Annotated in this window: 14 protein-coding genes; 3 read left to right on the top strand and 11 right to left on the bottom strand. The window is 38.8% G+C overall.

Features of this window, described 5'->3' with window-relative positions; all coding sequences use genetic code 11:
* Positions 1–13: 13 nt before the first annotated feature.
* From R2Q84_RS13635 to R2Q84_RS13600, 8 genes are all read right to left on the bottom strand, one after another.
* Positions 14–1,342: a MutS-related protein gene (locus R2Q84_RS13635; protein ID WP_316817106.1), complete on the bottom strand. Its 1,329-nt coding sequence runs from the start codon at positions 1,340–1,342 to the stop codon at positions 14–16.
* Between the two features lie 3 nt (positions 1,343–1,345).
* Positions 1,346–2,674 (bottom strand): MutS-related protein, encoded by a 1,329-nt coding sequence (locus tag R2Q84_RS13630; RefSeq protein WP_316817105.1) that lies wholly within the window; start codon positions 2,672–2,674, stop codon positions 1,346–1,348.
* Positions 2,675–2,676: 2 nt separating this feature from the next.
* Positions 2,677–4,977 carry a Gldg family protein gene (locus tag R2Q84_RS13625; RefSeq protein ID WP_316817104.1) on the bottom strand — a complete coding sequence of 767 codons (2,301 nt, stop codon included), beginning with the start codon at positions 4,975–4,977 and terminating at the stop codon, positions 2,677–2,679.
* Between the two features lie 23 nt (positions 4,978–5,000).
* Positions 5,001–5,933, bottom strand: coding sequence for an ABC transporter ATP-binding protein (locus R2Q84_RS13620; RefSeq protein WP_316817103.1), 933 nt, complete (start codon positions 5,931–5,933; stop codon positions 5,001–5,003).
* Between the two features lie 177 nt (positions 5,934–6,110).
* A complete protein-coding gene (locus tag R2Q84_RS13615) occupies positions 6,111–7,517 on the bottom strand; it encodes a RagB/SusD family nutrient uptake outer membrane protein (protein WP_316817102.1) in 1,407 nt (468 codons plus the stop codon).
* 10 nt (positions 7,518–7,527) lie between these two features.
* On the bottom strand, positions 7,528–10,911 hold the full coding sequence (locus R2Q84_RS13610; protein WP_316817101.1) for a SusC/RagA family TonB-linked outer membrane protein: 3,384 nt from the start codon (positions 10,909–10,911) through the stop codon (positions 7,528–7,530).
* A 204-nt stretch (positions 10,912–11,115) separates the two neighbouring features.
* Positions 11,116–12,279: a FecR family protein gene (locus R2Q84_RS13605; RefSeq protein ID WP_316817100.1), complete on the bottom strand. Its 1,164-nt coding sequence runs from the start codon at positions 12,277–12,279 to the stop codon at positions 11,116–11,118.
* Between the two features lie 93 nt (positions 12,280–12,372).
* Positions 12,373–12,963: an RNA polymerase sigma factor gene (locus R2Q84_RS13600; RefSeq protein WP_316817099.1), complete on the bottom strand. Its 591-nt coding sequence runs from the start codon at positions 12,961–12,963 to the stop codon at positions 12,373–12,375.
* A gap of 217 nt (positions 12,964–13,180) precedes the next feature.
* On the opposite strand from R2Q84_RS13600, the gene hemW reads away from it, so the two are divergent.
* From hemW to R2Q84_RS13585, 3 genes are all read left to right on the top strand, one after another.
* Positions 13,181–14,320, top strand: coding sequence for a radical SAM family heme chaperone HemW (gene hemW / locus R2Q84_RS13595; RefSeq protein WP_316817098.1), 1,140 nt, complete (start codon positions 13,181–13,183; stop codon positions 14,318–14,320).
* Positions 14,321–14,337: 17 nt separating this feature from the next.
* On the top strand, positions 14,338–15,126 hold the full coding sequence (locus R2Q84_RS13590; RefSeq protein WP_316817097.1) for an SDR family oxidoreductase: 789 nt from the start codon (positions 14,338–14,340) through the stop codon (positions 15,124–15,126).
* A gap of 87 nt (positions 15,127–15,213) precedes the next feature.
* Positions 15,214–16,515: a DUF3472 domain-containing protein gene (locus tag R2Q84_RS13585; RefSeq protein ID WP_316817096.1), complete on the top strand. Its 1,302-nt coding sequence runs from the start codon at positions 15,214–15,216 to the stop codon at positions 16,513–16,515.
* 26 nt (positions 16,516–16,541) lie between these two features.
* On the opposite strand, the gene R2Q84_RS13580 is transcribed toward R2Q84_RS13585, so the two are convergent.
* The 3 genes from R2Q84_RS13580 to R2Q84_RS13570 are packed head-to-tail and all read right to left on the bottom strand — an operon-like array spanning position 16,542 to position 20,918.
* On the bottom strand, positions 16,542–17,663 hold the full coding sequence (locus R2Q84_RS13580) for a formylglycine-generating enzyme family protein (RefSeq protein ID WP_316817095.1): 1,122 nt from the start codon (positions 17,661–17,663) through the stop codon (positions 16,542–16,544).
* Between the two features lie 40 nt (positions 17,664–17,703).
* Positions 17,704–18,969 (bottom strand): DUF1501 domain-containing protein, encoded by a 1,266-nt coding sequence (locus R2Q84_RS13575; protein ID WP_316817094.1) that lies wholly within the window; start codon positions 18,967–18,969, stop codon positions 17,704–17,706.
* Between the two features lie 11 nt (positions 18,970–18,980).
* Positions 18,981–20,918: a DUF1800 domain-containing protein gene (locus R2Q84_RS13570; protein WP_316817093.1), complete on the bottom strand. Its 1,938-nt coding sequence runs from the start codon at positions 20,916–20,918 to the stop codon at positions 18,981–18,983.
* Between the last annotated feature and the right edge of the window lie 56 nt (positions 20,919–20,974).

Here is a 20,974-nt window from a genome sequence, read left to right as displayed (position 1 = left end):
CTCTGATTTGGGATCATATCGATCTCTCAATAATCTCTAAAATCCGCTCATTCTCTATAATCATCATCCCTTGCCTATCATTGGTAATACCATCTTTCAATTGATAAGTGTACTTGGGAATCAAGCCATCCATCACAGTTGGTTGATACTTAAACTGGACATTTTCACGACGCGCTTTCAACTCCTCCCCAACTTCAATAATATGAGTAGAAATCACAAACAAGCAATTTGTATAAGCTGCAAAGGCCTCTGAAACTGCCAGAGTTGCATCATAAGCATCCTTTACATTTGTACCCTTAAATAATTCATCAAAAAGCACCAGTAAATTATTGCCTTCGCTCACCTTTTGCGCTACTTCCTTTACTCGCAAAACCTCAGCATAGAAATGGCTATACCCCATATTTAGGTTATCCGGCACATTAATGGAAGAATAAATACCCTCCATCACAGAAAACTCAAAACTATCCGCAGCAAGTGGCATTCCTAAATGTGCCAGGTATATGCTAGCACCTATTGTTTTCATCCAGGTTGATTTACCAGCCATATTTGCACCCGTTAAAAAGAGCACATTCTCTTTTCGATTCAATGAAATTGAATTGGCAATCGCTTTTTCAAGTACTGGGTGTTTTAATCCAGTTGCTTTTAATTGACATGTAGTAGCAGGCAATGCCTTAGCATAACCCATCCCTCTAGATCTTGCAACGTCAGACACTGCAATGTACATATCCAGTTCATATAACACTTCAAAAAGCAGTATCATATCTCGCTGCAAAGAGCCACGCAATAAGTAATTGTATTTTGCAATTTTTAAAACAGACAGCTCTTCAATTTCTTTTTCATTTAACAGGTTGATGACACCTTGATCTTTAAAAATAGACTTCGTTTTATCCAGTTTTTCTTGAAAGGGATGAGCACTACTTTGCTTAAGCTGACCAAAGAAAGTTGCAGCATCTTGCAGCAATTGAACCATCGACTGCAAGCCTTTAGTCAAGACACCATATTCTTCAGATTGAAGCACGATGCTTCCTACCTTTTTCTGTAGAATACCTATTGCAGATAAAATAAAATTACCTTCTACACCTTCACTCACATACCCTTCGGCTGCCTCTACATTTTCACGTTGAAAAGCAAAAACCAGATGCTGTTGATGGAAATATTCAAAAATAGAACTACGCACGTTGATTTGATCTGCATCTGACAATGGCGTTCGAAATAAAGCTTCCAACAGCTTTTCTCCTCCTGATGTTTTGGTTTTATTGAACAGACTGTAGATCGAATTGGATTTATATTTCCCCAGCAGGTTCAGATCTTCTAAACTCTGTTTATCGATTAAAAAACTCATAATTTAGCGTTTGGGTTTATTCTTGTTCAATAGTTCCACTATCCCTTCATTGTTCACGATAATCATTCCATGTCGATCTTCTGTGATACCAGATTCTAATCTGTAAGTGTAAACAGGCTTGGTGCCCTCCATTTTAGTTGGGAGATAAACAAACCTGATATTGCTGCATTTTGCTTTCAAGGTTTCTCCAGCTTCCATAATATGGGTTGATACTACAAACATGCAGTTCCTCTTGCCTGCAAAAGCTGCTGTAATGGCTACTGTAGCTTCATAAGCATCTTTAACATTGGTTCCACGGAACAGCTCATCAATGATGATGAACAGGTTTTTATCTTGTCCAAGCTCTTGAGATACTTTTTTGATGCGTAATACTTCAGCATAAAAATGACTGATTCCCTTACTTAAGTTATCTGGTAAATTGATACTGGTATAAATCCCCTCTCTAACAGAAAAAGACATACTTTTAGCGGCTATAGGGAAGCCCATATGCGCAAGATACATTGCGATACCCAATGATTTCATTAAGGTAGATTTCCCCGCCATATTAGCACCTGTCAAGAAAATGACGTTTCCTTGTGGATCAATCTCTAGAGAATTGGCAATAGCACCCTTTACATGTGGATGATAAACACCTGCTAATAGCACCTCTTGATGATTGGCAGACGAAGCAACGGGATAGCAGAATCCTTTATCTTTTGCCAATTTTGCGATTGACAAATAAGCATCTAATCGATAAATAGATTGTAAGCAAGTTTTAATTCGTTCACGCATACGAAAGCGCAATAACACGTCATAAATGGCAAGTGTTTCATAAGTCAAACTTTTCCCGTTCTTTTCTCTTAAAAAGTCTTCAAGATCAGCATCCAAAAGCAACTTCCTCATTGGTTCTACCTCAATCTCTACTTGACTAGAGGTAGGCTTTTCAAAAAAGATTTTCAGTGCTACAAAAAGCTCCTGAATGGCCATGACTCCAGCATCTATATTTTTCAGGTGTGGATCTTCAGCAATCAATCCCTTCAGTCTATCTGCAACAGAGGGTGCCTTTGCTGGTAATTTTGATCGCTCATCTGTATTTTCCAAATACTGTTCTATGACATCAAAAAGTTCAGTTTTAAAAGGAAAAGTAAGTCCAGAATCTGTGTAATACTGCAATACAGCTACGCGCTGATTGATCTTATCCACATCAGCCATCGGATAGCGAAACATCTCTTGTATATAGGCTGACCCACCTCTGGTTTGCGTTTTGTCAAACAAACTGAAAATCGAATCTGACCCCGGCTTCCCGAAAATGTTCAGGTCATTCAGTGTCTGTTGGTCTGTTGTAAAATGCATATTTATTTACGTTTACGGCGGATCAAGAGAATCGTTCCCGCCAAAAGAAGCAAGCCTGGAATAATACCCAACAATATCCATTTAACTCTCGATACACCATCACCTGTCATGTTCAACTTATTGTCAACTGGTGCATCCCAGCTCACTTCAATCGGGAACGTGCCATAACTGAGCCAGCCTAAAAATCCTTGATAAAAATCAGCATTTCCAGTTCTAGGAAATCTTCTTCCTAATTCCATATTACTCAGGAAATCAGCATCACCAGTAACTAAAATGCGTTGTTCTCTTCCACTTACCATTCTCGTTAGCGCCAAAGCTGTAGCTATAGACGCCTTTACATCTCCGGCCTGTGGATTATAAACCACATCTGCAGAATCTAATACCAATTTATCTTTCTTGTTCCAGCTCACAGCTCCATCGGTAGTCAACAAAGTTTTGATTTTAAAATCACCATCATTAGTGAACGTCAAACCAGCTACACCTTTTGTGCTCACAGCAACTTTTTCTTTATATAGATTACCTATCCTTTTGCCAAATTCTGCACCTAGAGGAGATACATAAGACTTCACCTGATCGGCTGCGAAGTCCTTATCCTCTTGTACTAAAATGCCATCCATTATTTGCACACCTAAACGCTTAAGAATTGGGTTCAATACCGATTGCTTTCCAGGTTCACCTGCTAAAAGCAGATTACCGCCTTGCCCGATATATTTTTCAATTTTCTGTAGGACTTCTGGTGCAAATTCGGTACGAGGATCTGCAATCACCAATGCCGCCAATCCTTCAGGAATCTCTTCATCTTTTAATGTCAGACTTTCCACATCAAAACCTTGGTTTATCAATGAAGACCTCACATTGAGTTCACTTGTAGCTAGCTTGTAATGCCTATCCCCCAATTTATCAATACTACGCTCTTCTTCACCTTGTAAAAAGGCAATTCTAGGAAGCGGAACGGTTAAACGTTTTAATGCCGCCGCTGTTTCAGTTTCAGTTGGCCAAAACAACATATCATTAAAGGTTCGAAGGAAAGTCGTCTTATCTTTATATTTAACGTGCATCACCACACGGTTCAATTCTCCCGATAAATCAATAGTTTTTCTGATCTCTGCCGGTGTTTTAAACCTATCCAGATCAATCTTAAATACATTAGCTTGCTTTTGGGCAATTTGAGCTAATGTCATACCCGGATTACTCGTGTATAAGGGTGCAAATTGAACGCTATCATAGTAATATACATAATTCAACTTGATGTTTGGATTAAACCTAATATAACGTTCCCATCGTGCCTTATCCTGATTTCTATTTCTTGGTGCTCCTGCATTATAAGTGTTGTCTAACAAATTGATATAGGTGGTCACTTCCACAGGGTCATCTCCAAGGTCCTTTAACGTTTGTTGCGCACCTTTACTAATGGTATTCATTTTTATATGAGTGGTATCCCAATAGCCGATATAGTTCGGTATAGAGGTGACATAACCTATGGCTAAAACAATCACCACTACAAGACTGTAGTTGGCAATGGATTTCATCCAGGAAACAGATTTCCGGCCTCCTCTAAGCTTAAGCCAGGCAAAAGTTAAAAACATTGCAGTAATCAAAATATAATACAGCACATCACGTGTAGTAATGAGTCCAGAAATCATCTTTTCTGTACGACCAGAGATCGACAAGTAACCAGTTAAATCTCTAATAAAATCATAATCTTGCCATAGCGTACCAATAAACTTCATAAAAGCAAAAACTGCGAAAGTTGCAATTGCTGCAACAACCTGGTAGCTACTTAAGCATGACATAAAAAGTCCGATTGCAGCGTATGCACTTAATAATAGAAAAATCCCTAAAAGGCCGCTGAAGATCATTCCCATGTCTATTCCTTCGATATGGATACATGCAAAGGCTACAACAATACCCAATATCAGAATCATACAAAGGTTAAAAATCAACATAGCCACATATTTCCCTAATACGATATTCGAGAGTTTTACAGGCGAAGAATAAAGCAACTTGATTGTCCCTAAATTCATTTCACGACTGATCAGTCCCATCGTGATTAAAGGAATGTACAGATATAAATTATTCAACACACCCGTAGTAAAAATACCACCCATTTGTGGATGAATAAAGAAGTTAAAAGTAAGGTTATTTAATTGTCCGCCCAGATCTTGTGTCGTTACAAAGGACTCCAATTTTCCCGTGTAGACCATACCAGTCTGAATGAGAAAAAGGATTAACAAAAACCAGGCAATAGGTGAATAAAATAAGGCACTAAGCTCTACACGAGCTATTCTAATTATTGTTTTCATTTATATTTTAATCAGCTTTATAATTAATTTACTTTGGTATGATTAGATAATTGAGCAAAAATTTCATCTAATGAACCTTTGTCCATATAAATCTCTCTAAGGGACCAATCCTTTTGCACACTCGCTTTAATGATTCTATCAGTGATATCCCGATCGCCATCGAAGTAAATTTTCATGCTGCGTTCTGTTAGAAATTCTACATTCGTAACGCCTTCAATTCTCATGAATTCTTCTTGACCAGGTGGGCGATCCATTTCTACACGTAAACTATGTGGAGCGATGTAATTATTAAATGCATCCATAGTATCAGCAAAAACTACTTTACCTTGTTCAATCATATGGATATCCTTACAGAGAACTTGTACTTCTGAAAGGATATGAGTAGAAAAAACAACAGTACGTTCTTCAGCGATTTCTTTTATTAAGGCCCGTACTTCAATAATCTGGTTCGGATCTAAACCATTAGTTGGCTCATCCAACACCACCAACTTAGGGGTATGAATAATGGCCTGTGCAATACCTACGCGTTGCTGGTAACCACCAGAAAGATTTTTAATGAGACGTTTACTGAAATGAGTCAGACCACAACGTTCTTTTGCAGTCTCAACCGCAGACTTAATCTTCGATCTTTCGATTTGTCTTAAATAAGCACAATGAATCAGGTATTCATCAACTGTCAGATCTTTATATAGTGGGGCTTGTTGAGGTAAAAAACCAATTTCCTTTTTTGCCGCTTCGGGATCTTTTTTCAAATCAATACCATTGATAATAACATTACCCTCAGTCTGATTCAAGACGCCACACATGATATTCATTGTAGTAGATTTACCTGCTCCATTAGAACCCAACAGGCCTAGAATTCCAGTTTTGTTGATTTCAAAACTGATGTCACGAATCGCCCAGGAACTGTTGTATTTATGTGAGAGATTCTCCACAGAGATAATTGCTGTACTCATTTTATTTATTAATAGGTTTCATTTTGTCTAAATAGAATTGTATCAAAAGTCCTGCATATAAACGCAGTCATACAGGGCTATGTATTTTCAAAACAAAGCCTCCATAGGCTTCGAGTGTGTATTTTAAAAAACCACACTCGAAGAAACTTTGGGAGAGATTAATAAGATTTATATGTTTTATTGATAACCTGGATTTTGTTTCAGGAATGGATTGTCCAATACTTCCTCGGCAGGGATTGGGAAAAAACGGTCTGTAGGTTGCCAGTTCTTTTCTGGAAAAGTGGCAAAATAAGCCGCGGCTCTACCTGTACGGTTTAAATCAAACCAACGGTGCCCCAATTCAAAACACAGTTCCTTCTGACGTTCGTCCATTACCATGTCCAATACCTGATCTTGAGTATAAGTTACTCCAGGAGCTTTCAAAGGATCGACCTTAGCGCGAACACGAATGATGTCGATATTTTCAACTGCTTCAATTAGTTTTCCTGATTGATGCGCAAGTGCCTCCGCCAAAATCAGATATTGCTCACCTAATCTTAATAAAGTTAAATGTTCAATTTTCTTAGCATTAGCCACTCCAGCTCTTACTTTATATTTGTTTAATAAATGATAAGTGGTACCATCCGTAGCTGTTTGTGCCAGAGCCCAATTTTTACGTTCATCTTTAGGATCTAGTGTCAATACATCCAATAATCCCTCACGAATATAATAGTCCGGATTCTTGGTATTATTCACGTATAAAAAGATGCTACCATCATAGCAATTTACTGTGTTATTATTTGCGGTAGACAATTGGAAAATAGCTTCGTTATTACTATTTAAAAACGCATCATTTGCATTAGCAGCTAATTTATATTGACTCGTATGTCCAATTACTTCACGTGCATAACGTTCTGCTTCTGTCCAATTTTCTAAATATAGATGTACACGAGCAAGTAAAGCCTTTGCAGCCCATTTATTGGCTCGTATACGTTCAGCAGAATAATAGTCATCAGATAGGTTCTGCTCAGCTTGCTCTAAATCATTAATGATTGCTGCATACACCTCCGAGGCCTTACTTTTTGGCAGAATTGCATTAGTCTGATAGTCTGAAGTAAGTGCCAATGGTACTTCTCCATAGACATTGATCAGATAAAAATAGTGTAGTGCCCTAAAAAACTTAGCCTCTGCAATCAATCTTTGTTTCAGATCAGCTGAAACAGCATCAGACTGCACCAATTTTTCAATTACCAGATTACAGTGATAAATGATCTCATAAGGAGCTGCCCATAACAGACTGACATTAGAAAGATCCGACCGCATATCGTTATATAAATATGGTGTCATATTATCGGCAACTAGATTTTTAGGTAAAATTTCGCCAGCAAGTAAGCCAGTTGAGATCGTGGTAATCCCATTAAAATAAGAATTCCCAAATCTCATCGACCTTGCATAAATACCTACAGTTGCAGCTTGTGCAGTTTCATTTGAGCTAAATACACTTTCTGAAGTCTGTTTATCATTTGGAAGATCAATTTCCAGAAATTTACTACAACTAAGTAAAGTAAGGCTGCTTAAAGCAACCATATAAAATAATTTCTTCATATCAATTTCTTTAAAATGTTACTTGAAGACCTGCACTTACCGTTTGAAGAGGCGGTGTAGACAGATAATTTTGTGTTTGAGGATCTCCTACTTCATAAGCTGTGATGGTCAATAAGTTTTGAGCCAATACATACACCCTACAATTAGAGACCTTCCATTTATTCATTAATGTTTTTGGTAAATTATAGGAAAGAGAAACGTTGTTCAAGCTGATATAGGAAGCATCAGAATAAATACCATTTGACTTTGCAACATAAGTATACAAGTCACTTGTAAGGTTGGTAGATAAACGACCAAGATCTGCTATATCTCCAGGTTTTTCCCATATTTTTTCTTTAATTATAGGAAGATTAGTAAAATTACTACTGCTGTTATAGCGATAGTAACGTTTATAATTCTGCCCTGTTGTTTTACGGAATAAGACAAAGAAATCTAGATTGAAGTTTTTATATCGGAAACTATTCTGAATACCTCCATAGTATTTCGGATCAGTATGTCCAAGAACCTGAAAATCATCCTCATCATAACTTCCATCGTCATTTCTATCTTCGAAAGTGTAAAGTCCATTATCAGGATTAACACCTAAAGATTTTACCGCATAAATCACGTTTAGTGGCTGTCCAACTACATACTTAGAATAATAAGATGAGTTCGCCAAACCAGGGAAAGAAGCCAGCTTATTTTTCGGGATACTAATATTAATATCCGTACTCCATGAAAAATCACTCTTCTCTATATTACGAGTGCCAAGAGAGAATTCAAAGCCTGAATTGATCACTGTAGCTGGTAAATTGGCAATTACGCTAGAGAACCCTGTTATTTTGGCTAACTTGTATTGCACCAATTGATTGGAACTTTTATTTCTAAAGTAAACCGAAGAGAACATAATCCGATCCTTTAGAAAACCTAAATCCAGAGCGTATTCAGTCTTCAATGTCGACTCCCAATGGTAGTCTGGGTTATATAGTTTAGTAGGATAAAGGAAAGATGTACCCCATTCAGGCTTCACAAAAGACTGGTTGCCCCAAGTATCCAAATATTGATAATCACTAATTTTATCGTTACCTGTTGATCCGAAACTAGTTCTTAACTTACCAAAACTCAACCAGGAATCAGTATCTTTCATGAATTTTTCATTGGTGAAAATCCATGCCGCTCCAATAGCTCCGAAATTTGCGAATTGCTTACCAGGTCCAAATCGACTTGATCCATCCCTACGTCCTGTTAAATTTACCAGATAAGTATTGTTGTAGTTGTAATTCAGTCTTCCAAAAAAAGCAGCATAACGATATTGCGAATTACCTTCAGTACTACTTGAGTTTGGCGCATTGTTAATGGTTTTCATAGATTCATCGCTAGGAAAATTGAATGCATTGATACGTTGATACCGACCTTCAGTACTTTGTAATGTTCCACCAACTAATCCAGTAAAACGTCCACCAAATATTTCTTTATTGTATTCCAACTGAGGCTCTACTGTCCAGCTTCTATTTTCTGTTGTACCCAAATTAACTGCCCTGGTATTTAACCCACCTGGCCTTGCTGCAGTTGAAGGAGAAACCAATCGCTGATTATTAGTCGTGATGTTATAACCCGCATTAGCTGATATTTTGAATTCATCACTTATTTTATAAATCGGCTGCACATTCGCATACAGGATACTTCCATTGGAAGTTGTCCTTTTATTATAAGCCCCTAAGGGGTTGTTAAAACTATAACCCGCTTCTGCCCATGAAAGTGATCCATCATCATTATAAAGTCTTAAATGTGGCGGTAAATTATTAAACTCTGAAAGATCCGCACTAGTCAGATTACTTGATGTCTCCGCATAGTTCCCTGAGAAATTAACAAGGAGCTTTTCATCCTGACTTGATTGAGAAACATTGAAACCTACGTTTACACGTTTATCATGTGTGTCTTTAGAAAGTACTGTATTGCTCCAGTTGTGTCCAGCTCTTAGCGAGAACTTTGTTAATTTCGAACCTCCATTCAATGACAATTGTGTGTTGTGATTTCTTGCCATACCGCCAGCTAACATTTTAGCATAATTATAATAACGAGTGGTATCCCATTTTCTAATATCATAAGCGTTAGCATCTGTCATTGTAATCCCGTCATTTTCAAATGCCTTTTTACGCGCAGCCACGTATTGCTGTGTATTCATCATCTTCACTGGATTCCCTACAGCAGAAACGCTGTGATTTGTATTCAAGGTAATAGACAATTTACCCTCACTTCCCTTTTTAGTAGTAATTAATATTACACCATTAGCACCGCGAGATCCATAAATTGCTGTAGCATCAGCATCTTTTAACACTTCGATACTGGCTATATCCTGTGGATTAATCCCATTAAAAGGACTGATTCCGGCTTGTACAGCACCTAAAAGCTGGGTAGATCCAGCAATACCGATATTGTTATACAAACTCTCATTTCCTGCACCATAAGGAACTCCATCAATCACAAACAAAGGCTCGTCACTGGTGATGCTTTTATCAATAGCTGTTCTACCTCTAATTTGAATATTAAATGCTCCACCAGGCAAACCAGTAGTCTGCGTTACCAACATACCAGGGACTCTTCCTTGTAAGGCAGCTAAAGGATTCGTAACTGGCTGTTTTTCAATATCAGCAGCACTAATCTTAGCAATATTACCTGTATTTAAACGCCTGGAAGTGGTACCATAAGCCTGGATAATCGTCTCATCTAAACTACTCGTAACTGGTATTAAAGCAAACACAGCAGGATTTGGGATGCGAGAAACTTTAATCTCATAATGCTGATACCCAATATAAGTTATCACCAATGTACCATCTTCTGGTACACCCATTAGTGCAAAGTCTCCATCTCTATTCGTTACTGCTCCTAATTGCTTGCCTTTTACTTTAACAGACGCGCCAGGTAATGGTTTACCCAATTCATCTACAACTTTACCCCTCACTAAAACATCCTCTTTAATCACACTTTCAAGTGAATTTTTAGTTGTCGACAGCCTATTTTTTGAATTTATTTTTGGGATCAAAGTGACTACATTATTTTTTACAGTATAGTCAAAAGGCTGGTCATTAAATATCAATGACAAAACCGTTGTAATCTCTTGATTTTTAATATCTATTGTAATCGGTTTTGCATTGATCAGATATTGATTGTCATAAATAAAGGAATAGCCACTTTGCAAGCCTAATTCTTTCATTACTGACGCTAAAGCCAGGTTCTTGGCTTTAATATTAACTTTCTGTCCTAAAACATCTGCTGATGCGGTTAAGCTAAAAGAAAGGATCAGTATAAGCATTAGCTTCATAATAATCAAAAATTTCAATAATTCTCTACTGCATAGGACTGGTATCCATTGTTTTTTCTGGATAGCGCCGTAGGCATGAATGGTTAAATTCATCGGTTTAATTGTTTGCACAATACGAACTTATCTGCAGGAAGCAGTTACACAAAATTGATCTTTAAATTGTTGTCAATTTTGTCTAAATTCGTACGGTTAGGTTAAATTTAATTGCTTTAAAACGGTATTTGGTTGCCTAGCACATTGCCGTGATCCGATGGCTGTCGGATCCGGTTTTTTTGCTTCGCAAATTTTATGTATAAATTATTTTATCATGATTCTCCTTCCATTAATTTCAAACTTTTTACCTGTATTAATTGATAAAACCTCCAATATCCCAGCTAGCTGAGCATTACGATGAAGGATACCATTTAGTTTTGTAGACTTTGATAATTCTATGGCATCAAATTTCACATCATACCAACGCTCCACCTGTCGAATAACAGTATTCACATCAGACTGATCTAGTATAATGATTCCATCTTTCCAGCTAACATAGTTCCGGACATCAACTGTACGCTTGCTCATAAGACCATTCTCAAAATAAGCTTGCTCACCTGGCAGAAGGGCTATACTTGGGGCTGCTGAAGAAGCTACCCTTACCCGTCCTTTGACTAAGGTTGTGCTAATAGTCGACTCATCAGTGTAGGCTGTTATATTAAACTGTGTTCCTAAGACCTCGACAAGCTGATCTTTTGCCTTTACCTTAAATGGAATCTTTTTATTGCTCCTATCAAACACATGAGAAACATCAAAATAAGCCTCTCCTTCAAGCTCTACTATACGTTCTTTACTACCAAACTTATCTGGATATCGCAAAGTACTGGCAGCATTAAGCCACACTTTAGTCCCATCAGGTAAAGTAATTTGATATTGGCCCCCATTCGGAGTTTTAAGGGATAATTGAGTTTGAGTTGAGGAATGAACTTCTCTTTTCTCATCATTAGTAGAGATACCCGTTCCATCATTATACTTGATAACATCACTATCGATAATTATCCCACTTTTCTCATCGCTCAAACTAATACTTCTTCCATCAGCTAAAGTAAGAGTTGCCTTATTTCCTCCTGGGACAACAATTGTGCTAGCACTTCTAATCGTAGGGGAAGTACCATAATTACTCATTAAAAACCATGTGGCTGCAAAAGTAATTACCAATACAGCTGCAGCATAAGGTAACCAAGGCAACTTCTTAGGCTTGTTGATGCGTTGATGAATATCTTTTAGAACCTGTCTGAAAAGCTCCTCATCAACCCTTTCATTCGATTTATCTTTATCCTGCTGATCTAAGTCAAACAGCTCTCTGGCTACCTCTTGCAAATCCGATTGGTCGGATTGCACAAGGTATTCAGCCATCAAATGAGCATTTTCTTCCGTCCATCGCTCTTGCTGAAGTAAATTTCGAATACTTGCTTTATTGTTCTCCACAACGATTTTATACTAAATACAATCAATTATGAAATTCGGGGGGGTATCAGTAATGTTTTTATTTAAAAAAATAAGATGGTATTCTTATTCTTCTTAGAAGTTATCCAGAAATAGGACTATCCATGCGGCCATCACGGAGTCTGAATGCGCTAATACATACTCCTTCACCATTTTTGAGGCAACAGAAAGATGTTCTTTGACGGTATGTTTGGAAATACCTAATTCCTCTGCTACTTTCTGATAACTTTTACCTTCCAGTTTACATCCTGTAAATACCAACCTTCTTTGAATTGTAAGTTCGGCAACTGCTCTTTCCAATAGCTCATGCTGTGCCTCCACTATCATAAATTCATCATTTCCTTCATCATTAACCAATGATATTTCACCTTTGACTAAGAAATCAGTCATAACACGTTTAGTATGATTAATTGCGAGGTTATAACTAATCACAAAAAGCAATCCACCTAAAGATTTCTCAGGGACCAAACTTTCCCGCTTCTCCCAAAACTTTACAAATACATCTTGAAGTATATCTGCGGCTGTTTCCTCATTTTTAATTATCCGAAGAATATTCCTATATATTGGTTCATGGTACTCCCAATAAATGGCATTGAATGCTTCAATATTACCGTTACGAAGACGTTTTACTAGCTTGGTTTCATCAAAAACATGAGTAGTCAACATAATTACTTTTATTCGACGCGCTAATTTTAGCGCTAAATATAGTAATTCTTTTAGGAGAAAATGAAATTAAGCAGCTTTGCTATCTATTTGATTTATCTTTTTCTTTGTCAACTGCTTAGGAAAAGCGCTGAACAATGTTCTAAGAACTACATTTTTCATATAACAGCTATAAGCTTTTAAATGAAAAATACAGTTAATATCCCTTACTTTTGTCTTTATGTCCGGAATTTATATCCATATCCCTTTTTGTAAAAAAGCCTGTACCTATTGCGATTTTCATTTCAGCACATCCTTAAAGTATGTGGATGAAATGACTGATGCCATTTGCAAGGAAATCATACTTAAGAAAAACAGGATTACAGATCAAGTGGGCAGTATTTACTTTGGGGGCGGAACCCCCTCCGTCTTACCGTCAAAAAATTTCGAAAAGATTTTCAATACCTTAACGCAGCATTTCTCCATTTCATCTAACGCTGAAATTACCATTGAAGCCAACCCAGACGATCTGGATGCAAAGAAGATCGCAGAACTACGACAACTTCCGGTAAACAGGTTCAGCATAGGCATACAATCGTTTTTTGAAGAAGACCTCGTCTGGATGAACCGTGCACATAATGCCAAGGAAGCAGAGGATTGTATTATGCGCAGTCAGGACGCCGGCTTTGAGAACCTTAGCATTGATCTTATCTATGGCTATCCATTATTAACCGATAACAAATGGCTGAGTAACATCAATAAAGCCATTGAATTTCAAACGCCTCACATTTCTGCATATTCATTGACTGTGGAACCCAGAACCGCCCTGGCCAGTGCGATAAAAAAGGGACAGCAGCCACCCGTTAATGATGAACAAAGTGCCGCACAATTTATGACGTTAATAGACAAACTAAAAACAGGTGGATTTGAACAGTATGAGATCTCTAATTTTAGTCAGCCCGGAAAGTATGCTGTACACAATACCAATTACTGGAGAGGTATTCCTTATTTGGGTATAGGTCCTTCGGCACATGGTTTTGATGGACAAACACGCTATTTAAACATAGCCAACAATGCACATTACCTGCTGCACTTAGAAAAGGGCGAACTCGCAGAAACCATTGAAGAGCTTGATCAATACGATAGGTTTAACGAATACATCATGACTTCTCTGCGTACCATGTGGGGAACTGATTTAAATAAAATTGCAACAGATTTTGGCAAACAGTTTCTAAATGATACCATAAAGGCCATTCAACCATTTATAGAAAAACAATGGCTAACAAACCAGAATGATCACCTCATTCTGACACAGGAAGGTAAATTATTTGCAGATTATATCGCTTCTGAATTGTTTTTGATTCAGGATGACCATCTTTAACCATCAATATGATAAACATGAAGAATAAAGTTGTTTGGATTACCGGTGCATCTTCCGGTATTGGTGAAGCGTTGGTATATGCTTATAGCAATGCAGGGGCAAAACTCATCCTGTCATCGCGCAACAGAGATGAACTTTATAGGGTTAAAAGTGCTTGTAAAAGTCCGGTAAATATACATGTACTTCCTCTGGATCTGGAACAGACCGCAGCCTTACCGGGTAAAGCTGAAGATGCCATCCGTATTTATGGCCGTATTGATATGCTGATCAATTGTGGAGGCATGAGTCAACGGGCGCTTGCCTTAGAAACCACATTGGAAACCGAACAGCGCCTGATAAACGTAAATTTCTGGGGAACAGTAGCGCTTAGTAAAGCTGTATTGCCAAATATGATTAATCATGGTGGAGGAAAGATTGTTTGCATCAGTAGTTTGGTCGGTAAATTCGGCACCAGGTTCCGTTCCGCCTATGCTGCATCAAAGCATGCTTTACATGGTTATTTTGATTCCTTACGTTCCGAAGTATTTGATAAAAATATTCAGATCACCATGGTTTGCCCTGGCTTTATCAAAACTAATGTTTCTATAAATGCCTTGACTGCCAATGGTACCCCCCAAGGCACAATGGATGATGGTCAGGAAAACGGAATGTTACCCGCAGAATGCGCACAACAGATTATAACAGCCATTAAAAAAAATAAGGAAGAAGTATACATTGGAGGTAAAGAAGTAAAGGGAGTATTGTTTAAACGTTTCTTCCCAAACAAATTCTCCAAGTACATGAGAACAGCAAAAGTTACCCGTTAATAATTTTACGCAAACGGTTGTGTTAAATTTTGTCAGGTAATTCTGCTTACCATTTCCTATTTTCATGGATACATAATGAAATGAAACATGAAAAGAACCACTTTAACCCTATTTAACCTATTTCTTATATTCAGTTCAATCTGCGTTGCGAATGTACCTGCCGCAGAAGAGCCAGGAACCATTACAGTACCGCTTGGAGGTAACGGCTGGTTAAGCAAGAATGCGACTGCCAGAATTAACAATTCCGGATTAACCAACTGGTCTGCCCCCTCAGATATCATCACTGTTTATTTTCGTACGGAGACAGCAGGTGATGCCCAGCTTTCATTAAAATTAAGTGTTCCTGAAGGGAATGCTAAAATAAGCTTAACGGCCGAGGGAAAAACCTTTACCAAAGAGCTGAATAACCGAAATTCAGAAATTATAAGCATCGGATCCATCCATGTTAAAAAACCTGGATATGTAAAAATAGATCTCAAAGGCCTTGCTAAAACCGGTCCTGTTTTTGCCAATATCTCCGACCTTATCGTTAGCGGACCAGCACTTGAAAAAGGTGCTGCATATGTAAAAAATAACGAAGGGAACTACTTTTATTGGGGACACAGAGGCCCATCGGTACACCTAAAATATGAAATACCAGCAAAAGATATAGAATGGTTTTATAATGAAATCACCGTTCCTGTTGGGCAGGATAAACTGGGCACTTACTATATGGCTAATGGATTTAGCGGAGGCTATTTTGGTATGCAAGTAAATTCAGCAACAGAACGAAGAGTTCTATTCTCTATATGGAGCCCATTTTCAACTGATGATCCCAAATTGATACCAGACAGCATGAAAGTTGTTTTATTGAAAAAGGGGCCTATCACTAAAACCGGAGAATTCGGTAATGAGGGTTCTGGCGGACAAAGCTATATGCAATATCCATGGGTGGCCGGAAAAGCCTATGCTTTCCTGGTTCGCGCACAACCTAATACAACGAAAAAGACGACAACATATACTGCTTATTTTAAAGATGTGGCTAAAGGCGACTGGCAGCTGGTTGCCAGTTTTGAAAGGCCACAATCAGCAGTATATTTAAAAGGTTTACATTCCTTTTTAGAAAACTTTTCACCAACAATGGGCGATCAGGAACGCAGTGGACATTACCAAAACCAATGGGCTATTGATAGCAAAGGCAGTTGGTATGAAATAACCGGAGCCACCTTTACTGTAGATGCAACAGCCAGTATTAATTACCGAAAAGATTATGCCGGCGGCACAAAAGGCAAAGCCTTCTACTTAAGAAATTGTGGTTTTTTTAATGACTTTACACCTAAAAACACGGAGTTGAAAAAAGATAAATCAGGGAAGCCACATCCTGTAATTGACTTTAGTAAATTACCATAGGACCAAACAAGGACTGGAGAATTTTCTTAATCAGCAACACATCTGAACCCAGTATTTTCCAGTCCTGTATCTTCTGAAGACTTCATTTTAGAACTCACCCTATACCCTTTGCAATAAGAAGAATGGCACATAAATGAGCCTCCCCTAATAATTCTTTTAGGAATCCCGGGTTCTTCAGGATCGTAGCTCTTGGCTGGACCTTTAGGATTTTTTTGCTGTCCCTTTAATGTTTTATAATAATCAGAGGTATACCAGTCGGCAGTCCACTCCCATACATTACCCGACATATCGTACAGACCATACCCATTTGCGGCAAATGATTTTACAGGTGCAGTACTTGAAAAACCATCTGTTTTTAAATCGTTATAAGGAAATTCTCCCTGCCAGGTATTTGCCTTGATCTTACCCTTAGCCAAATCTTCGTCACCCCATGGATACTTCTTACTTTGAAGTCCACCCCTGGCAGCATACTCCCATTCAGCTTCGGTAGGCAAGCGCTTTCCAGCCCATTTTGCATATGCCGCAGCATCTATCCATGATACCTGCGTAACCGGATAATTATCTTTTCCTATGATGTTACTTTTAGGCCCCTGCGGATGTTTCCAACTGGCACCTTCGGTCCAGTTCCACCATTGAGATACATCATTGATATTTACCCGGTTTGTTGGTTTTTTAAATGTTAAAGATGCAGGTTGCAACAATTCTTCAGCAGGCTTGGCGGTTCCAGGGGGCAATTGTTTCTTCAATTCCTCCCAATCAGGTTTCCGTTCTGCCAGCGTTACATAACCGGTTGCTTTTACAAAACGGGCAAACTGCGCATTGGTAACTTCTGTTTCATCTATCCAAAATCCTTCGAGGGCCACCTCATGAACAGGGTATTCGTCAGGCCGGCCTTCATTATCCGCGGCTCCCATCATAAATGTTCCCGTAGGGACAAATTTCATCCCTTCACGGGATGTCTTTTCCTTTTTATCACCAGAACCCAAAGAGTCAGTTCCTACAATGCTTCCAAATCGTTTAGGAAGCTTGGCATTACAACAACTGGAATCGGTTTTTACAGTCTCAACGGCAGATTCAGTTTTAGTGTTCTTCTGATTACAGGAAGCGATAACTAATATGGTAAACAAGGATAAAATGGCTCTTTTCACTTAGCTAAATTAATGATAAAAAAAATAGCAAAAAAACGCCTTAGCGCATTACGCCAATTTTGTTACCCTCCCAATCGGGGAATAGCACTTTGTCGTTGTGAATGTTTAAATGTTTATCAGCCACCTCGCTAAATACACTTCTAAAATCCGTAGTCACCGCAAGATCCCTTCCGTCTTCTAAATTTTCGACAGCAAGCGGATTTACAAGTCCATGAACAAGTCCACCATTTACACCATTGCCCAATATAAAATTGCAGGATGCACGCCCATGATCCGTTCCTCCGGTCCCATTTTGCTTTACCGTACGTCCAAATTCAGTCATAGTCATCACAGTTACATCGTCCTGGTAAGTTCCCATATCGACCCAAAAAGCCATGATACTATTGCTAAGATCATTTACATTTCTCGCAAAAATACCAGTTTCTGCTCCCTGGTTAAAGTGCGTATCCCAACCTCCGGATTCAGCAAATGCGACTTCCATTCCTACATCCATTTTGATTAACTGGGCAATTTGCTTTAAGGAATTACCCAATGCTGTATTTGGGTACAACGCATTATTTGCTGGCTTGTAATTTTTTGAATCTACATTTTGAAGCATTTTAATCGCCTCAAAGCTTTCCTTTCCGGTATCTTTTAACAAGCCCGAAGAAGTGGCATCATATAAGTCCTCGAAGCTTTTAGCAGCCATATTCGCCCCTTTAGCATTCCCTTTCAGTTGTATATTAAAATCTTTCAGGTTACTAATAGCCACAGCCGGATTGTCACCATAAAACGATCTGGGCAATGACGAAGTTAAACTTACACCCTGAAATGGAGTAGCGGCATCATGTCCCAGGAGTCCAACTGCACGATTTAACCAACCACTTTCCGTACCCTTTCTAAAAGGCGTTCCCGACTCCATAAAATCCTGTGCATCAAAATGTGACCTTGTCGTATTTGGTGAGCCAATACCGTGTACAATAGCCATACGTTTTTCTCTGAACATAGACTCGAAGCCAGCCATCGAAGGGTGCAATCCAAACCGCCCATCCAAATCTATTAATGGTGTCGTTTTACCACCTTTAGCGGCAGTCATAAACAGTGTGGGTCTTGCAGCCTTCAAATAATTATCGGTAAACGGTGTCACGGCCATTAAACCATCCATAGCTCCACGCTGAAAGATGCACACCATTATCTTTTTCCTTTTAAACAGGCCCGGAGCTTTTGTTCCGGCCACAGCTTCTGCTAAAAAACCAGGAATACCGCCTAATCCAATACCGAATAAAGCTAACCCTCCTGCTTTTATAAATCCTCTTCTTGAAGTCATGTTGCTCAGTTTTATTTACGTTGAAATTCTGGTGAGCCAATGATGACACCCACCACCTGCGCCAGCATCGTATTGTTGCCAGCTGCAGTGACTATTTTATTTGTCTTTTTCCCAAAACCTTTGTTTGCAGTTTTAACTTCGACTTTATCTTGTGTGCCCATTGTCTGCATGCCTACCGCCGCTGTTTCTACTTTATCAATCAGATTAGGATCATTTAGCATAGGTTTTAATCTTCTTACCGTTTCCTGAACATCCCGTTCAGGCATAATTAGTTTGCAATATATCAGCAATGCAGCATCTGCACTTTCCGGCTCATGATTATCGTTTAAAGCAGCAAGGTTGATTTTAACCCCAGAAATACGTTGAGTAGCCAGGGCAAGGCCAAAGTTCATTCTGTTTAATAAAGATCCTGTGTTGATCCAGTACTGACCTCTATCAGGAAATCCGGTTGGGGCCTGGTAATAGTACATGCGTTGCCCCATTTTATTGACCCAATTATACAATTGATAAGGTTGCGTAATCTCCGCATTCAAACTTCGCACTGCACTAATGGCCAGTTCAAATGGAGATTTTGTTTTCTCCCGCAACGCTTCTTTACTCCAGAACTCAGGTGCACAGGTCATCGTAATCATCACCTGTTTGATATCTCCATTAGTTTTAGTAAATGTTTTAGCCATTTTATCTACCAATACCGAAGATGGATTGTCATTTACAAACCGTGTAGCTATCTTTTTCGAAATAAACTTCGCGGTAGAAGGATGTTGTGCCAGCATGGTTAAAAGCGCTACCCCTTCTTCATAGCCTCTGTTAGCCGGAAAATTTTTACCCAAAATAGTTTTTTCTCCATTATCATGTCTTGCAGGAATGAATAGAAAGTCGCCATCACGTACAAAACCGCGTTTTTCGAGCGCATCCTCATCGATTTTTTCCAGCATCTTTTTCGCTCCTGATCCATATCCACTCTCGCCCATAGGGGCAATTGTCCAGCCCGTTAAAACCCGTGCGGCCTGCGTAACGTCATTTTGTGTATATCCACCGTCAACCCCCAATGTATGTAACTCCATTACCTCACGGGCATAGTTTTCATTTAAACCTCCCTGTTTCTTTTTTTGCTGAAGTTTTTTTAATACTGACGATTTTACTCCTGGCGTTGTCCTTACGTTGATTCTTTTATTCCCTTCCTCCTGCATCCCCATCCCCTCATTATTAATAACAGGTGTCCCACTGCTTGAAAAATTATCCAGGTACATCAGCATTGCCGGCGACTTGGCCGTAGCCAGCAACAAAGTCTGAAACTTCCCGGCAACGTTTGGTCTGATCACATCCCTTTCATAAGCAGGGATAAAAGAAGCACTTTGGTTTTTGGTCAGCGAAACGTTAAAATGGTTAAACCAGAAATCGGTGAGCAGCTCGTGTAATTGATTGGTGGTATAGGTGGCCCTTAGAATTTTCTGGTTAAAAAACTGACGAAAAAGTTCTTGCTGTGGCTTGTAACCTTTTGAATCCATATAAGCCTTTAGCTGCTGCTTATAAACAACTCCGTCGCCCTTATTAACAGAATCTTTATTAATTACGCCTTCTTTAACCGCCATACGAAGCGCTTCCCCGGGGCGTGGATATTTATTTTCTACTTCTGTATTAGTGAGATCGATATCATCATATTCCTTTAGCGACTTCTTGAGCCGTTCGTCTTCCTTCTTTCCATCGAGCTCCTGCAAAAACCACTTTTCAAGCCCTATTTTTATCACCTCATCAATGTCTTCAGGCCTCGCTCCATAAGTAAACCGGCTTAAAAGATGTGCCGCAGCCTGTCGCTCATTTAACCCTGCTTGTTTATAGGGAAACGCAATTTTTACCGGCATAGGTTTTTCCTTCTGAAAGGCCGAGCACAATAGGGAGATAAAAAGCACTGCCACAAACGAATAGACAACCTTTACCGATGTTTTCATACAATGTATTTTATTTCATAATAACGTTATGACCATAAAAATATGATAAGGATTAA

Source organism: Pedobacter nyackensis, from assembly GCF_032678475.1.
GTDB classification, from domain to species: Bacteria; Bacteroidota; Bacteroidia; order Sphingobacteriales; family Sphingobacteriaceae; genus Pedobacter; species Pedobacter nyackensis_A.
Note: the sequence above shows the minus strand (reverse complement) of the source record. Positions and strands in the feature narration are given on the sequence as shown.

What these genes read in the sequence shown, in the direction of transcription:
- R2Q84_RS13590 (WP_316817097.1), top strand. Translation starts at nt 14,338, where the DNA reads ATGAAGAATAAAGTTGTTTGGATTACCGGTGCATCTTCCGGTATTGGT.
- R2Q84_RS13630 (WP_316817105.1), bottom strand. Translation starts at nt 2,674, where the DNA reads ATGCATTTTACAACAGACCAACAGACACTGAATGACCTGAACATTTTC.
- R2Q84_RS13600 (WP_316817099.1), bottom strand. Translation starts at nt 12,963, where the DNA reads ATGTTGACTACTCATGTTTTTGATGAAACCAAGCTAGTAAAACGTCTT.
- R2Q84_RS13575 (WP_316817094.1), bottom strand. Translation starts at nt 18,969, where the DNA reads ATGACTTCAAGAAGAGGATTTATAAAAGCAGGAGGGTTAGCTTTATTC.
- R2Q84_RS13585 (WP_316817096.1), top strand. Translation starts at nt 15,214, where the DNA reads ATGAAAAGAACCACTTTAACCCTATTTAACCTATTTCTTATATTCAGT.
- R2Q84_RS13625 (WP_316817104.1), bottom strand. Translation starts at nt 4,977, where the DNA reads ATGAAAACAATAATTAGAATAGCTCGTGTAGAGCTTAGTGCCTTATTT.
- R2Q84_RS13635 (WP_316817106.1), bottom strand. Translation starts at nt 1,342, where the DNA reads ATGAGTTTTTTAATCGATAAACAGAGTTTAGAAGATCTGAACCTGCTG.
- R2Q84_RS13610 (WP_316817101.1), bottom strand. Translation starts at nt 10,911, where the DNA reads ATGAATTTAACCATTCATGCCTACGGCGCTATCCAGAAAAAACAATGG.
- R2Q84_RS13615 (WP_316817102.1), bottom strand. Translation starts at nt 7,517, where the DNA reads ATGAAGAAATTATTTTATATGGTTGCTTTAAGCAGCCTTACTTTACTT.
- R2Q84_RS13570 (WP_316817093.1), bottom strand. Translation starts at nt 20,918, where the DNA reads ATGAAAACATCGGTAAAGGTTGTCTATTCGTTTGTGGCAGTGCTTTTT.
- R2Q84_RS13620 (WP_316817103.1), bottom strand. Translation starts at nt 5,933, where the DNA reads ATGAGTACAGCAATTATCTCTGTGGAGAATCTCTCACATAAATACAAC.
- hemW (WP_316817098.1), top strand. Translation starts at nt 13,181, where the DNA reads ATGTCCGGAATTTATATCCATATCCCTTTTTGTAAAAAAGCCTGTACC.